This is a genomic window from Winogradskyella litorisediminis (assembly GCF_042675765.1).
Classification (GTDB): Bacteria; Bacteroidota; Bacteroidia; order Flavobacteriales; family Flavobacteriaceae; genus Winogradskyella; species Winogradskyella litorisediminis.
Genome location: NZ_JBHTJL010000016.1, coordinates 56003 through 71860, shown reverse-complemented (window position 1 = coordinate 71860; position 15858 = coordinate 56003). Strand labels below are relative to the sequence as shown.

At 33.4% G+C, this 15858-nt stretch carries 10 protein-coding genes; 1 reads left to right on the top strand and 9 read right to left on the bottom strand.

What is annotated here, in order from left to right:
* Nucleotides 1–5: 5 nt before the first annotated feature.
* From ACFQ1Q_RS11385 to ACFQ1Q_RS11370, 4 genes are all read right to left on the bottom strand, one after another.
* Entirely contained in the window at nucleotides 6–1352 is a 1347-nt protein-coding gene (locus ACFQ1Q_RS11385) for an HlyD family secretion protein (RefSeq protein ID WP_386131462.1), read from the bottom strand.
* 8 nt (nucleotides 1353–1360) lie between these two features.
* A complete protein-coding gene (locus tag ACFQ1Q_RS11380; RefSeq protein ID WP_386131459.1) occupies nucleotides 1361–3022 on the bottom strand; it encodes a peptidase domain-containing ABC transporter in 1662 nt (553 codons plus the stop codon).
* On the bottom strand, nucleotides 3022–3702 hold the full coding sequence (locus ACFQ1Q_RS11375) for a TetR/AcrR family transcriptional regulator (RefSeq protein ID WP_386131456.1): 681 nt from the start codon (nucleotides 3700–3702) through the stop codon (nucleotides 3022–3024). Before ACFQ1Q_RS11375 ends, ACFQ1Q_RS11380 begins: the two co-directional genes overlap by 1 nt.
* Before the next feature lie 115 nt (nucleotides 3703–3817).
* The gene (locus ACFQ1Q_RS11370) at nucleotides 3818–4744 is read right to left on the bottom strand and encodes a tetratricopeptide repeat protein (RefSeq protein WP_386131453.1); all 927 of its coding nucleotides are present in this window, start codon (nucleotides 4742–4744) and stop codon (nucleotides 3818–3820) included.
* Between the two features lie 204 nt (nucleotides 4745–4948).
* Here ACFQ1Q_RS11370 and ACFQ1Q_RS11365 point away from each other — a divergent pair, with 204 nt between their 5' ends.
* A complete protein-coding gene (locus ACFQ1Q_RS11365) occupies nucleotides 4949–11542 on the top strand; it encodes an alpha-2-macroglobulin family protein (RefSeq protein WP_386131450.1) in 6594 nt (2197 codons plus the stop codon).
* Between the two features lie 26 nt (nucleotides 11543–11568).
* Here the strand turns inward: ACFQ1Q_RS11365 and ACFQ1Q_RS11360 are convergent, their stop codons facing one another.
* The 5 genes from ACFQ1Q_RS11360 to ACFQ1Q_RS11340 all read right to left on the bottom strand — a co-directional run bounded on the left by ACFQ1Q_RS11360 (nucleotide 11569) and on the right by ACFQ1Q_RS11340 (nucleotide 15714).
* The gene (locus ACFQ1Q_RS11360) at nucleotides 11569–12123 is read right to left on the bottom strand and encodes a DinB family protein (RefSeq protein WP_386131447.1); all 555 of its coding nucleotides are present in this window, start codon (nucleotides 12121–12123) and stop codon (nucleotides 11569–11571) included.
* 80 nt (nucleotides 12124–12203) lie between these two features.
* Entirely contained in the window at nucleotides 12204–12719 is a 516-nt protein-coding gene (locus tag ACFQ1Q_RS11355) for a DUF4136 domain-containing protein (protein ID WP_386131444.1), read from the bottom strand.
* 48 nt (nucleotides 12720–12767) lie between these two features.
* Nucleotides 12768–13511 carry an ion transporter gene (locus ACFQ1Q_RS11350; RefSeq protein ID WP_386131442.1) on the bottom strand — a complete coding sequence of 248 codons (744 nt, stop codon included), beginning with the start codon at nucleotides 13509–13511 and terminating at the stop codon, nucleotides 12768–12770.
* A 23-nt stretch (nucleotides 13512–13534) separates the two neighbouring features.
* Nucleotides 13535–14533 carry a GTPase ObgE gene (gene obgE / locus ACFQ1Q_RS11345; protein ID WP_386131439.1) on the bottom strand — a complete coding sequence of 333 codons (999 nt, stop codon included), beginning with the start codon at nucleotides 14531–14533 and terminating at the stop codon, nucleotides 13535–13537.
* Between the two features lie 68 nt (nucleotides 14534–14601).
* Nucleotides 14602–15714, bottom strand: a complete 1113-nt coding sequence (locus ACFQ1Q_RS11340; protein WP_386131436.1) for an adenylate kinase — start codon at nucleotides 15712–15714, stop codon at nucleotides 14602–14604.
* Nucleotides 15715–15858: the final 144 nt, after the last annotated feature.

The window sequence follows — 15858 nt, the reverse complement described above, 5'->3', positions numbered from 1 at the left end:
GTTTACTACTTTTTTGCCGTTGCCTTGTCTTGTGGTTGATAGTAATTTGGCGGAAAACCATTTAATTGACGCCATAGCTCATACCAGATAGGCACATCTTCTAATAATGCAATTGTATATGCTCCAGAACCGGCGCGTATATCTTTTGGCCATGGATGATCATTTGGGTCTGGTTTTAACAACACTCTAAACTTACCATTAGGACTTATAAAACGTTCAACAGCTACAACTTCTGCCCCATAAGTTCCATAAGACACATTTGGCCAACCACTAAAGACGATGGCAGGCCAACCATCAAACTGAACTCGTACTTTTTCACCTTTATGAATTAAAGGTAAATCTAAAGGCTCTATAAACGTTTCTACAGCTAAGTCAACGTTAGATGGCATAATGCCAACAAGCTTTTCACCTTCTTTAAAGGTTTGTCCGATACCGCCACGGATGGCCGTATTTATAAATCCATCGAAAGGCGCTGTTATATAAAGTAAGCCATTTCTTATAGTATAATTAGTAACTTCATTATCTAATTTTTGAACTTGAGCTTCTGTATCTAATTGATTAGATTGCGCAGTAAATCTCTCGCTTTGTGCCTTTGAAATTTTATCTGCATACTCTGCTTTTAATTTTGAAATTTCAATTTTGCTGTTGATAACTTCGTTTTTACTAGCCAGTAATTTTGCTTCTTGAGATATACGTTTAGCTTCTGCATCTCTTAATTTTATACGAGCATCTTCCACAAGTTTTAAGGCAGTATAGCCATCCGCAAATAGTGATTCAGCACGCTCAAATTTTGTTTCTGCAATTTGCAAATTTGTTTTTGCTGCCTCTAAATCTATGCTGTCTGATTCTACTTTAAGATTTGCTTGAATAATTTTATTTTCTGCTTGTTCCAATTTTAAAGCTCTTTCATTAACTAGAGCTGCAATTCTAGTACCTTGTGCTTTAACCTTTCCTTCATAGGACTCTACAGATAATGCTTTAGCTTCTCTTTGTTTCTTGGTCCGTTCTATTAAGTTTGGGTCAAAATATTCACTTTTTATTTCAGCAATTCTCATAATGGTATCTCCCTTTTTTACTTCATCACCTTCTCTTTTGTACCACTCTTGAATACTTCCAGGAATTGGAGATTGAATAGTTTGAGGACGTTGCCCTGGAGTTAAAGTTGTAACTTCACCTCTACCAGTAATATTCTGTGTCCAAGGTAAAAACAAAACAATAATTGAGACTATAGCAAAACCACCAATAAAACGGCGCAAAAGTTTATAATAGTCTTTATTTAGCACCAATTTCCCAGACTTAAATTGCTCTAAGTCGACACTTTTATTTAATGCGTTACGAGATATATTTAACATAGGACGACTTAATTAATTTTTCCACCATTTAGGTTAATAACTTCAGAGCAACTGCTCACCCATTTTTCGTTAAAACTTACAACTATTAAAGACCATGGCTGATTTTTATCTGTGAGGTATTCCATTATGGCATTAGTCTCTTTTTCTTCAAAATGCTCTAATGGTTCTTCTAATATCAATAATTTTGGTTGTTTTAAAATTGCTCTAGCCAGGAGTATTTTTTTTGCAGCTGAAAATGATATTTGACGCCCTTCAGGATATATAACTGTATCTAAACCGTTTTCAGCTTCTTTGAGATAATCGCTTAATTTTACGGCTTTAGCCACTTGTTCTATATCCTTTGTGGAAACATCTTTATTGCCTAAGGTTAGGTTTTCTCTAATTGTACCTTCAAAAGGAGTTTCGTCGCTAAGTACCATGCCCAAATGTGCTCTATAACTATTAAGCAATAAGTTGCTTAACGAGGTATCATTTAAGAAAATTTTCCCTGAAGTAGGTTGAAGAATTCCTGCAATAATTCTAATTAACGTAGACTTACCAGAACCACTTTCGCCCTTAATTAAAAGTCTACTTTTAGAATCTATTTCGAAAGACACATTAGATAATATAGGCTTGCTTCTATCTGGTACCATATATGAAACATCATCGACTTCAATCTTAAAATCATTATCTATTTCAATAACTTCTCCTGTTTGAGATTCTATTTTCTTGTCTACTATCTGCCCCATTTTTTCGAGACTTGTTAAAACATCGTAGAAAGATTCTAAACCTAAAATTAATTTTTCAACTGAAGCAATTACCAATAAGATGATGATTTCTGCAGCAACAAACTGACCGATATTCATTTCTTGACTAAGCACTAGGAGTCCACCAATAAGTAACAAACCAGCAGTAACCAATACTTTAAAACCAATCATTTGAATAAACTGTATTACCAAAATTTTAAAGTGGCTTTCACGAGCTTTAAGGTATTCTTCAACTAATTTGTCATTTTTATTAACGGCTAAAGTTGTTTTTCCGGATATTTTAAAGCTCATAATAGATCTTGCTACTTCTTGTATCCAGTGAGCAACTCTATATTTCTTTTTAGATTCTAACAAACTTGTTGTCATACCACGCTGAAGAGTAAACTTAAAAACAACATAGATTAAAATGATTAATAATACTCCAAAGGCTATAAAAAATGGATGATAAAATGATAACAATATAAGTGCAAATAAAATTTGCAATACTGCTGCTGGTACATCAATTAATAATTTAGATAGTCCTTTCTGTACGGCTAAAACATCAAAAAAACGGTTTGCAAGCTCAGGCGGATAAAAATTATAAAGTTCGTCCATTCGAATTTTCGGAAAACGATATGTAAATTCAAATGAAGCTCGCATAAACAACCGTTGTTGTACTGTCTCTATAATACGCAATTGCATTAATTGTAAAACACCTACAAACGCTACTGCTATTGTCACTAAAACTACTAATACAATCCAAGATGTACTGACTTGTGCACCTTGTATTAAATTTATTATAGCCTGTATTCCTAGCGGCAATGTAAGGTTAATTAATCCTGAAAAAATGGCGTAGTAAACCACATGAGATAAATCTCTTTTTTCAAGTTTAAGTAATCCTATAAAACGTTGCCAAGGTGTTAAAACAGAAATAGGCTCTTTCATTATTTTGTAGGTTTAATAGCTTTAATAGTTAGTTCTTTAAAAAAATCGGTAGGTGTCACCTCACCATTACAGTCTGTTATAGACATAAAATGTTCGGCTAAAAAATGTTGATGCAATGCACCTTCTACAATGGTACTAGATAAACTTGAGGCAAACTTATAATTAGGATTGTTTTCGAGAATCATATCTCGTAAACGCTGAATGAGGCGCTTGTAAACCACAAAATAACCTTCTTTATTCTCAGTATCTACCTCTTTTGTAAGGTATGATTTTGAGTATTCATTTATAATAATTTGGTTAAGTTTTACCTCATTAATATGCGAAAAATCATAATCTTCCGTAATTGCTCTTGTTACAACCTCAATAGCCTTTAAAAGTTTATCTTCAGCATCAGGAATGTTTGATGTGGCGAAAACCAATTGATATTCTATCCATGCCCAATACCAAGATGTTAAGTACAATAAAAGCTTATGTTTACTTTCAAAATAACGGTAAATTGAACTTTCGTTAGAGCCTATTATTTTTCCTAGTTTTTTAAAGGTAAAACTATCAAAACCAATTTCGTTTATTAATAAAATACTATGCTCAATAATGCGCTTACCTAAGTCCGAAGACTCTGGATCTTTGATGTAAATTTTCTCCGGTACAGAAATCTTTATATTAGATAGAAGACTTTTCATTGTCAATTAATTGATTTGCAAATTTAATAGTATTACTATCATATTTGCGAATAATTAACAAATGTTTAAGTTTTTATAAATTTAGCTTAAACAAAAAGGATTGGATTAATTGCAGTTAGCTCGATAAGATTGCTTTTTTTTCTGCTAAAGCTTGCTTGAAATCTGCACGTATCGCTAACGCCTTTTCGATATAACCTAAGGCTTTTGCTTTATCTTTTCTGTGTTTGTAAATCTGAGCTAAACGGTAATAAGCCCATTCTATAGGTACGCCATCGGCGGCAGAATACTGTTTAATGTAATTTAACAAACAGCTTTCGCCCTTATCTAAATTTACACCATAATCGGCAGAAACTTTTCCAAGTTGGTAATGCAACGCGTTTCTATGATGTTTTTTGTGCGATGCTTCAATTGTTTCCATCGCTTTTTCAGGTTGATTCTGAGATTCGTACAAATTGCTCAATTTTTCATAGCAAGTAATAGAGCCACCAACCTTAACAGCGAGTTTATAATATTTTTCCGCCAATTCCGGTTCGTCATCATACTCATAAATGTACCCTTTGGCTAAATAACCATCAACTTTAGATAACACTTCAAGTTCATTGGCGTACTGCAAAGATTTTTTCTTACTGCCACCGACAACACCTGGCAAACTCATGTACAATTCTACCAAAGCCCAACGCGCATCTATGTGTTTAGGGTCTAATTCTGCTGCTTTTAAAAATGCCGCTTTAATATCGCCAATTATGCCAAGTGCTTTAAGCTTACTAACTGATAAAGCCTTCATTCCTAATGCTCCACCGTATTTGTAATGAAAATTAGCGTTATTTGAATCTAATTTAGTAAGTGCCTTGTATTTTTCTATAGCATTATCCCATTTTTTCTGGTAACCATAAGCATCACCCAAAAGTTCTAATGCTTCTTTATTTAAAGGGTTATTATCTACAAACGTTTTAATTTCCTTTTCAGCTTTTACATACTCTTTTTTTGCTAAAAACGTCTTTGTTTTTTCAATTGGCGTCTGTGCAAAAACCAGTATTGGCATGCAGGCTATTAATATTATTTTCTTTATCATTAATACAAAAATACAATTTTGAATATCAAACATAACATCATTAAATATTGAAAATTTCTTATTATAACCCATCACTCATAAAATGATTAACTTCACTCATCCAAAAGCACTGTTTACTTAATTATGAGTTTTTGGAATGCCTTTTGAAGGTAATTTGCTGAAAAATTACAAACCATGAAATCTCATTTTATCACATTGATATTTATTTGCTTCTCCACATTATTAACTGCTCAACATTCGGATTTTGACTCCGATTGGAACAAGGTTGAAAAACTAGAATCTGAAGGTCTTACAAAATCTGCATCAAAAGTTGTAGATGCTATTTATACAAAGGCCAAGGCCGGAAAAAATTCAGTTCAAATCACAAAGGCGTTATTATTTCAAAGTAAATATTTACAGATACTTGAAGAAGATGCACAACTAAAAATAGTAGAGAATTTTAAAAATGAAATTAAAACTCAAAATACCGTTACACAGCGCATTCTACAGAATCTTTTAGCCAAAATGTACTGGCAGTATTATCAAAACAACAGATACAAATTTTACAATAGGTCTAGAACAAGCGAAAAGCTCGATGATGATTTTAGGACTTGGGATTTAGAAACACTATTTGCTGAAGTTCATCATTATTATCAGTTGTCACTTCAAGATGAAAAATTACTTCAAGCTGAGCCTTTAGAAAAATATTCTGAATTATTAAATGAAGTTAAAGATTCCAAAATTTACAGGCCGACGTTGTTCGATTTTTTAAGTCAAAATGCTTTAGAATTTTACAAGACTTCAGAAAATAGTATTACTCAACCTGCGTACAAATTCATTATTGATAATTCTGATTTTTCTGCGCCCAGCTCAGATTTTATGAACCTGACGGTAGAATATAAAGATTCGGTCAATCTTCAATTAAATGCTTTAAAAATCTATCAACGATTATTGTGTTTTCACCAAAAAGATAAAACCTCAAAGGCATTTATTTCGGCAAATACAGAGCGATTAAATTTTGTTAAGCAACATGCTACATTTCCAAATGTTGATAAAAAAACATTAAGCACATTAAAAACTGAACACAAAGCAATTACGGACAACAAACACTCAAGCTTGTACAGTTTTGAAATGGCAAAACTTTTGGTGGCCCAAGCTTCAAAATACAACGCAAACGATAAGACAACCATTGACTATCGTTGGAAAAATAAAGAAGCTTTAGACATTTGCAACACTACAATTTCAAATTATCCAAAAAGTGATGGCGCAGAAAATTGTGAAGTTTTAAAAGAACAAATCCTCAATCCAAGTTTTAATCTTAAAACCGAAGCGCATTTACCAATAAATAAAGAAGCGTTAATATTGGTTAATTACAAAAATCTTCAAAATTTAAATTTCGAAATCTATCAGGTTTCAAAGTCAAAAAAAGAAGCTTACTTAAAACTGTATCAACCCGAAGAGAAACGGAATTTTCTAAATAAATTAAAAACAAACAGAGCTTTTAAAGCCGAGTTGAAAGACGAAAAAGATTATCAAAATCATAGCATAGAACTTGTTTTACCAGCTTTAGAAAATAGCAATTACATTGTTGCCGCTTATTCAAAAAATGAGGTGTTCTCAACAACAGTTATTCAAGTCACAGATATGGCGTTGATGGAATCACAAGAAGATGACCAAGTTACATATCAGGTGATTAATCGTAATAATGGCGCACCTATTTCTGGTGTAAAAGCAGAACTAAATTATTCTGCGAGGTATGACAGAAATGAGCGTTTGCAAAGGAAATTCACCACTGACTCAGACGGAAAATTTGTATTTAAAAAAGAAAGCCGGACCTATTATGACGTCGTTGTAAAATTAAATAGCGAAAATGATTCGGCAACATTTGGTAACAGTTATATTAATCGTTTTAACGAAAGAAACACCAACAAAAAACCAAATTTTCGCACACATCTAATTACTGACCGAAGCATTTACAGACCAGGACAAACCGTTTATTTTAAAGGCATTGCTACAAAAACCGAAAATAAAAAAACAAATGTTGTAGATAACGCAAATGTAATTGTGACACTTTATGATGTTAATGGACAAGAACTTGGTAAACTCGAAAAACAAACAAATGATTACGGGTCTTTCCACGGCGAATTTATTTTACCAAATGGTGGCTTAACGGGTGAATTTTCAATTAGAACAAATTCTGAAACACTTGGGTATTCATCAAATTACATTTCTGTTGAAGAATACAAACGCCCAAAGTTTAAAACCAAATTTTTACCTGTTACAGAAACCTACCAAGTTAATGATAGCGTTACCGTAAAAGGAAACGCCATTGCTTTTGCTGGTAGCACAATCACTGATGCTAATGTAGTTTATCGTGTTAAACGACAAGTGCAATATCCAAGTTGGTTGTATTGGCGTCGTCCGAGTTACAATTCGTCAGCACAAGAAATCTCTTTTGGTGAAGTAAAAACAAATGCAAAGGGCGAATTTGAAATTACCTTTAAAGCGCAACCCGACGAAAGCGTTTCAAAAGACAATCTGCCTGTCTTTAATTTTGAAATTTCTGCAGATGTTACAGATATTAATGGCGAAACCCGAAGCGCAATAACCACGGTTCGTGTTGGATATCATGCACTGACTGCTAATTTAAGTGTACCGCAACGTCTAGAAGCTTCAGAAAAAGAAGCTATAATCGGAATAAACACTAGCAATCTTAATGGCGAATTTGTTCCTGCAAAAGGCAGTATTAAAGTTTATAAATTAAACGCGCCAGATTATGTGTTGCGCTCACGTCCTTGGCAAGCGCCAGATTATAAATTGCTTAGTGAAACAGAATTTAAATCTAAATTCCCTCATTGGTCTTACAATGACGAGCAACTAATACAAAACTGGAAAAAAGGAAAATTGGAGTTTTCTACAGATTTTAATACTGAAAATTCTAAAGAAATTACTTTAAGACGTATTAAAAACTGGACGTCTGGTACCTACGTTATCATTTTAGAAACTGAAGATAAATTTGGTAACGCCGTCAAAGACCAAGCCTACACATTTTTAGAAAACAAAAAAGATAAAACACTCGCAGAAAGTAAATTGTTTTCAATAAGCTTAGACAAGGAATCGTATCAACCTAATGAATCAGCAACAATAACTTTTGGAAGCGCAGCAGAAAATATTTACGTTTCTATTGATGTTGAAAAACAAGGTAAAATTATTCAATCTAAAATGTATCGATTGAATGACAGTAAAACTGAAATTCAAATTCCAATAACACAAAATGACCTCGGTGGTTTTGTAGTGCATTACAGCTATTCTGCATTTAATAGTTTTACATCGAGTTCGGTAAGAATAAATGTGCCTTATCCAAGTACCGATTTGCAAATTGAAACGAGCACATTTAGAGATAAATTGCAACCTGGACAAGACGAGACTTGGAGCTTTAAAATTAAAGGCTCAAAAGGCGATAAAGTCACTGCCGAAGTTTTAGCCAGCATGTACGATGCGTCTTTAGACGAATTTAAATCTAACAATTGGAGCTTCAATCCTATTAATCGTCCTAACTATTACTCGAGAATAAGCAAAAACAATGTGCTTAGTTACGGAATTGCCAACTTTAGAAATATCAATTATTTTAAAACCACTAAAAACTATAGTTATCAGGGTTTTGACAGTTGGAATTGGTTTGGATTTTATTTTGGAAACGAACGCTTATCTCGTAGAGTTTACAGAAATAGTATTATCGATGCAAAGTCTAAAATAAGCACATCTTACAAAAGCTCAATAAAGAAAAATACTTTTGAAGGTATTGTTACAGATTTAAGCGGAAGCGCATTGCCTGGCGTCAACGTTATAATTAAAGGCACATCAACAGGTACCCAAACTGATTTTGATGGTAAATTTAGTTTGGAAACCAAAAAAGGGCAAACGCTTGTTTTTTCATTTGTAGGTATGAAAAACTTAGAGCATCAAATTAGCAAGGACAATTATTTACAAGTGTCTTTGGCTGAAGATTCTGCATCACTTGATGAAGTTGTAATCACTGGTTACGCTACTACAACTAAAGCAAAATCTTCTGTGAGTAGTGTTAAAGTTGAAGCTGAAATGATGGAATCGGCAAATGCAAGTTTTACACAAACATTATCTGGACAAATTTCTAGTTTAGAAATAACTTCTGATAATTCAGAATCCGAAAATAGCACATTAGTTCAACTAAGAGGAGTAGCAACAATCAAAGGAAATACAGAAGCATTATTTATCATAGATGGCAAACAAGTTAATGAAGATTATTTTAAAAGTCTAAATGCAAATGATATTTTAGAAATTAAAGTTTTGAAGAAAAATGAGGCTTTAGCAATATATGGCGAAAAAGGGAAAAACGGTGTAGTCTTAATTACAACAAAAAATGGTAAAACACGAACAGAAAATATCCAAATCCGTAAAAACCTTCAAGAAACCGCGTTTTTCTTTCCCCAGTTACAAACAGATAAAGATGGTAATGTAAGTTTTAATTTTAAAGCACCAGAAGCTTTAACCAAATGGAAACTACAACTTTTGGCACATACCAAAACCTTAGAAAGTTCTGTCGCACAATTTGAAGCGGTCACTCAAAAAGAATTAATGGTATTGCCAAATGCGCCTCGTTTTTTACGTCAAGGTGATGAAATTACAATTAGTACTAAGATTGCGAATCTTTCGGATAAAAAATTAACTGGAAAAGCGCAATTAATTTTAGAAGATGTAGTAACAGGAAAAGACATCACAGGTAAAATAGTCACTTCGACTTCGCTCAGTGACCAGGAATTTACCGTTGATGCAAAGGGCAATACTTCAAAAGAATGGACTTTAACTATACCTGACGACATTCAAGCTGTACAATACAAAATCATTGCACGCACAGAAGAATTTAGCGACGGCGAACAAAATGTCCTACCTGTTTTAACCAATAGAATGCTGGTAACTGAGAGTTTACCAATGTGGGTTCGAAGTAATCAGAACAAGACGTTTACCTTAGATAAATTAGCTAACAATTCGTCTTCGACCTTAAAAAATCATAAACTCACCCTAGAAATCACGTCAAATCCAGCTTGGTATGCCGTGCAAGCTTTACCGTATTTAATGGAATATCCGTACGAGTGTAACGAGCAAACCTTTAGCCGTTATTATGCGAATGCGTTGGCACAGCATATCACCAAATCAAATCCTAAAATTGAAGCAGTTTTTAACCAATGGAAAAGCACGAATTCTGATGAATTGATTTCAAACTTAGAAAAAAACCAAGAGCTAAAATCGTTGCTCATTGAAGAAACACCTTGGTTGCGAGATGCACAATCCGAAACGGAGCAGAAAAAACGTATTGCCTTATTATTCGATTTAAACAAAATGAACAATGAGCTACAAAGTGCAATACGTAAGCTGAAGAACAATCAGCATAATTCTGGTGCTTGGCCTTGGTTTAATGGTGGACGTGACAACCGATACATCACACAACATATTATTTCTGGTTTTGGACACCTCAAAAAACTATCTGTCACATCGAGCGAAGTCGAAATACAAATGATAGAGAATGCCATCAACTATCTTGATGCAGAATTTGTCAAGGAATACAAAAACCTAAAAAAATACAATCCTAACGTCGATTTAAATAAAGACCATTTATCCTACACGCAATTGCATTATTTATATGTACGTAGTTTTTATCCTGAAATTAAAGCTTCAAACGAAGTCTCTAAAATTATAGAGTATTACAATGGGCAAATCCAAAAATATTGGTTAAAGGGTTCATTGTACGCAAAAGGTTTAATGGCGTTAGTTATGCATAGAAATCAAGATGACAAAACAGCATCTAAAATTTTAAAATCTTTGGAGGAAAATTCTATAATTTCTGAAGAATTAGGCATGTATTGGAAAGAAAATACAGCCTCTTGGTATTGGCACCAAGCACCAATTGAAACACAAGCGCTGATGATTGAAGCGTTTTCTGAAGCAGGTTCTGTAATTCAGAATGAAACGAAGAATCTTGAAATCATTGATAATCTCAAAATCTGGCTCCTAAAAAACAAGCAAACCAATAAATGGGAAACTACAAAAGCAACAACTGAAGCTGTATATGCATTATTACTCCAAGGAAGCGATTGGCTAAGTGTTGAAGACGCTGTAGAAGTTACAGTCGGAAATGAAAAAGTTTTACCTTCAAACTTAGATAATGTAAAAGTCGAAGCAGGAACTGGATATTACAAAACCAGTTGGAATGGCTCTGAAATTAAACCAGAACAATCTAAAGTAACGCTTTTTAAAAAAGGCGAAGGCATAGCTTGGGGCGCATTGTATTGGCAATATTTCGAAGATTTAGATAAAATTACCTCAGCCGAAACACCATTAAAACTAAACAAAAAACTATTTCTTAAAACCAATACTGACCGTGGTGAAGAAATTTCAGAAATTACAAAAAATACCAAACTTAATGTTGGTGATTTAATAAAAGTGAGAATTGAATTACGTAGTGACCGCGATATGGAATTCCTTCATCTTAAAGACATGCGTGCTGCAGGTTTTGAACCTGTAAATGTTCTGTCTCAATACAAATGGCAAGATGGTTTAGGTTATTATGAAAGCACCAAAGATGCTGCAACCAATTTCTTTATTGACTATTTACCAAAAGGGGTTTATGTTTTTGAGTATGATTTAAGAGTAAATAATTCTGGAGATATGAGTAATGGAATAACAACTATCCAGTCCATGTACGCCCCAGAATTTAGCAGTCATTCCGAAGGTATTCGGGTGAAGGTTGACTAAAAAAAAGAGGCTTTAAAGCCTCTTTTTTATTTAATTCTTTTACTAATCAAAGCCAATTGACCCATGTGGTTTGCTTGATGTTCCATTACATGATACCATGCCCAATGATTAGTCACACCATTATTATTTTTAGCAAACCATTTATCGTCTTTTGTCTTTAGTAATTCTTTTGTTTTTGCCCTCACCTCATCGTAAATCATTAAATAATAAGATATTGGTTTGCCAACAAATTCCTCTCTAGCTTTTTCTCCAAGGCTTAACGCTGTTCCCCATTTCTCTTGTTCTTCAGCGTTAAATTGTCTGCCTTCAAATGTGTAAACTTGGTAATATTTTTCTGTTGCAGCTAAATGATAAATCATAGCACCAGGTGTATTTGCATCTTCATCGAGCAAAAAATCAGTGCTTTTTTGGTCCATGTTTTCAACGATTTGGGTAACTCTTTCTTTCAAGCCATCGAGCATCGAAACCATATTACCAATATCTTGAGTATAACCTTTTGGTGGTTTTACGTCGTACTGTGAATAAGAAATTGAAAAAACAGCAATACATAAAATTGTCAAAGAGTGTTTTAAAGTTTGCATTTTATTGTTGATTTAGTTTGGATTAAATATACTTCCAATTATAAATTGTTCTTATAAACTTAACACCAACTTAACGCGTTTTAGGATTTAGGCGGAAACTTTTTAAATACGCGCTCCACCAATTTATTAAAACTTTCTTCTCGTTTTTCGGGTGTATTTCCTAAGTTAGATTGTGTAGTAATTGCTTCCCAAATGACTGCATCTCTGCCGGCATCAACAAATTCAATTTTTACTTGACGCATTGGTCTATTTCCTCCAACAGGAATACCTATAGAAACACCACCACCAACATTTCTACCAGTTCCACCAATACCAACACCAACGTTGCTATTTGGCGAATTAATTACTTCTGAAGTTTGAATATCAATATTGAAACTTGGCGATTCGGATTTAGAATATCCCATCAATTTCATTTTAGAATCGATTGCTGCCAAAAGTCTATTTTCATCTAGCTCATTTAATCCAGATTTAATATCTCCAAAAAAATTATAGGTTTTATACTCGGAAAACTTTACGTTTTTATCATAGTCGTAATCCACATAGGCACCACAAGAACTTAATAAAAATAGTATTAAAAGGAATTTTAAAAATTTCATTTTTATTTTAAAGATACATAAAAATGAAACTCACTTTAAATACTTTAACTATTCTTCTTCCTCAAACAGCTCGTCATATTCGCCACTTTCTTTTAACTCTTGATGTTTTTCGTTAAAAACTTTTGTCATTGAAGATGAGATAATTCCCGTTGGAATTGCAACAATACCTAAACCAATTAGTAATATAAAAAAGGTGAAAAGTCGGCCACCCATTGTTACAGGATATACATCGCCATAACCAACTGTTGTAAGCGTAACGATAGACCACCAAAGGCTATCAAATATAGATGCAAATTTTTCGGGTTGTGCTTCGTGTTCAAAATAATAAATTCCTGTAGCTGCGAAGTATATAAGTATTAAAGTAATAGACATAAAGAGAATTATTTGCTCTTTTGCCACAATCATAGCACGACCAAAATGTTGCATAGCCCGATTGTACCTTACTAACTTTAATAGCCTAAATAAACGCAACAATCTAAATATTCGTAATGAACGTAAATCGAGACCGAAAGTTAAGTAAAATGGTAAAATTGCAAAGAAATCTATAAGCCCAAAAAAGCTGAAAATAAATTTTAATTTTTTATCTGCAATGTAGATTCTAGCTAAGTACTCAGCAGTAAAAATAATTACGCATATAACTTCTATAGAATGAAGAATTTCTCTAGTGTGAGGTTTTAAATCCGGTAAGGTTTCAATAGAAAATGTGATTATTGAAAAAATAATCAAAATTTGAATAAAAATATCGAAAGCTCTACCTAAGGTAGTATCTCTTCCGTCTATTATTTTTTTCAAAAAAGATTTCAAAACCTATGATATTAATCGTTAAGTAGTTTCCAAAGCTTGTCTTTTAACTCTGTGATGCCTTGTTGAGTTACAGATGACATAAACATATAATCTATACGAAGTTCTTTATCCAATTCAGTTTTCATTTCGGCTTTTAATTCTTCATCCAACAAATCTGATTTCGAAATTAATAAAAAACGTTCTTTATCTAACATTTCTGGATTGTAACGTCTCAATTCATCTAAAAGAATTTCGTATTGTTTGGCTATATCATCAGCATCTGCTGGTACTAAAAATAGTAATATTGAATTACGCTCAATGTGTCTTAAAAAATAGTAACCTAACCCTTTGCCTTCCGCTGCTCCTTCAATAATACCAGGAATATCTGCCATTACAAAAGATTTAAATTCGCGATATTTTACAATTCCTAAATTGGGTTTTAAGGTCGTAAATTCATAATCTGCAATCTTAGGTTTTGCAGACGTCATTACCGATAATAATGTTGATTTTCCGGCATTAGGAAAACCTACTAAACCAACATCTGCTAACAACTTTAATTCTAAAGTAATGTGCTTTTCTTCTAATGGAATTCCAGGTTGTGCGTATCGCGGTGTTTGATTGGTTGAACTTTTGAAATGCCAATTGCCTCGACCACCTTTGCCGCCTTCAGCAATAATTCTTTCTTCACCATGCTCGGTAATTTCAAAAAGAACTTCGTTGGTTTCTGTATCTCTTATTACTGTGCCAAGAGGCACCTCAAGATATTCATCTTGCCCATCAGCACCCGTACTTCTGGCAGAACTTCCGTGCTCACCATGACCTGCTCTTATGTGTCTCTTAAATTTAAGGTGCAGTAATGTCCAAAGGTTTTCGTTACCTCTAAGAATTACGTGTCCGCCACGTCCACCATCGCCACCATCTGGTCCGCCTTTGGCATTATATTTTTCGCGATTTAAGTGCGAAGAGCCTTTTCCTCCGTTTCCGGAAGAGACGTGCATTTTTACGTAATCTACAAAGTTGCCTTCAGTCATTCTTAAAGTTAAAAGTTAAGAGTTATAAGTTTTAAGTTGGCTTACTCTTACGCCTAACTTAATTGTAATTATAGAGTATCTAAAACAGTACTCAATCGCGCTGTAATCTCTTCTATGGTACCAACGCCATCAACAGCAATATACTTGTCTTGTGCTGAGTAAAAGTCTGCAACAACAGCGGTTTCATCGTAATAAACTTTAAGCCTATTTCTAATAACACCTTCGTCTGCATCATCAGCTCTACCACTTGTTTTTCCGCGTTCTAATAAACGCTTTACTAAAACTTCATCATGAACTTCTAATGCCACCATGGCATTAATTTGAGAATCTTTTGAGCTCATTAACACGTCTAAGGCTTCAGCTTGAGCGGTTGTTCTTGGAAAACCATCAAAAATAAAACCGTTTGCATCGGTATTTTTTTCAACCTCAGCGTTTAGCATATCAATAGTTACTTCATCCGGAACTAAAGCTCCTTTATCAATATACGATTTTGCTAAAGTGCCTAAAGCTGTTTTGTTTTTTATATTATACCTAAACACATCTCCTGTAGATATATGTACCAAATTGTATTTGTCTTTTAGAAAATTTGCTTGTGTACCTTTGCCTGCTCCTGGAGGACCAAATAATACAATGTTAGTCATGTGTTGTGTTGTTTTGAGTTGATAAACTGCTGGCAAGTCTCTACCTAATCCATTATAATCTAAGCCATAGCCGACGATAAATTTTGAAGGTATTTCTAAACCAACGTAATGTAATTTAAAATCTTTTTTATAAGCTTCTGGTTTGTAAAATAATGTTGCAATTATGAGTTGTTTTACATTTTCGTTCTTAAAGATGCGATGTACCTCTTCGAGCGTATTACCAGAATCTATAATATCTTCAAGAATAACAACAGTTCTGTTTGTTAAGTCTTGTGTTAAACCAATGAGCCTTTGAATATCTTCGGTTGATTTTACACCATCATAAGATGCTAATTTTATAAAAGTCACCTCACATGGATGCGGATACTTTTTTACAAAATCGCTTACAAACATAAAAGAGCCATTTAAAATGCCAACAAAAATGGGCATTTCATCCTTTAAATCTATGGCTACTTTATCCACCATTTTCTGGACGGCATCTTGAATTTCCGCTTCTGAAATAAATGGTTTAAAATATAAATCTTGTAGCTTAACGAGCATGATATTATTTTGAAAGGGCAAAGATAATCATTTGATTGACGAATGACGATTTTTGATTTATGATTTACTAGAGTTCTCTTATTATAATGTATTTTTGTTTTTAAAATAAGTTGAATCTATAAAGATTTCCACTTTCGTGGCAAA

What these genes read in the sequence shown, in the direction of transcription:
- ACFQ1Q_RS11355 (WP_386131444.1), bottom strand. Translation starts at nt 12,719, where the DNA reads ATGAAATTTTTAAAATTCCTTTTAATACTATTTTTATTAAGTTCTTGT.
- obgE (WP_386131439.1), bottom strand. Translation starts at nt 14,533, where the DNA reads ATGACTGAAGGCAACTTTGTAGATTACGTAAAAATGCACGTCTCTTCC.
- ACFQ1Q_RS11380 (WP_386131459.1), bottom strand. Translation starts at nt 3,022, where the DNA reads ATGAAAGAGCCTATTTCTGTTTTAACACCTTGGCAACGTTTTATAGGA.
- ACFQ1Q_RS11365 (WP_386131450.1), top strand. Translation starts at nt 4,949, where the DNA reads ATGAAATCTCATTTTATCACATTGATATTTATTTGCTTCTCCACATTA.
- ACFQ1Q_RS11385 (WP_386131462.1), bottom strand. Translation starts at nt 1,352, where the DNA reads ATGTTAAATATATCTCGTAACGCATTAAATAAAAGTGTCGACTTAGAG.
- ACFQ1Q_RS11370 (WP_386131453.1), bottom strand. Translation starts at nt 4,744, where the DNA reads ATGCCAATACTGGTTTTTGCACAGACGCCAATTGAAAAAACAAAGACG.
- ACFQ1Q_RS11375 (WP_386131456.1), bottom strand. Translation starts at nt 3,702, where the DNA reads ATGAAAAGTCTTCTATCTAATATAAAGATTTCTGTACCGGAGAAAATT.
- ACFQ1Q_RS11360 (WP_386131447.1), bottom strand. Translation starts at nt 12,123, where the DNA reads ATGCAAACTTTAAAACACTCTTTGACAATTTTATGTATTGCTGTTTTT.
- ACFQ1Q_RS11340 (WP_386131436.1), bottom strand. Translation starts at nt 15,714, where the DNA reads ATGCTCGTTAAGCTACAAGATTTATATTTTAAACCATTTATTTCAGAA.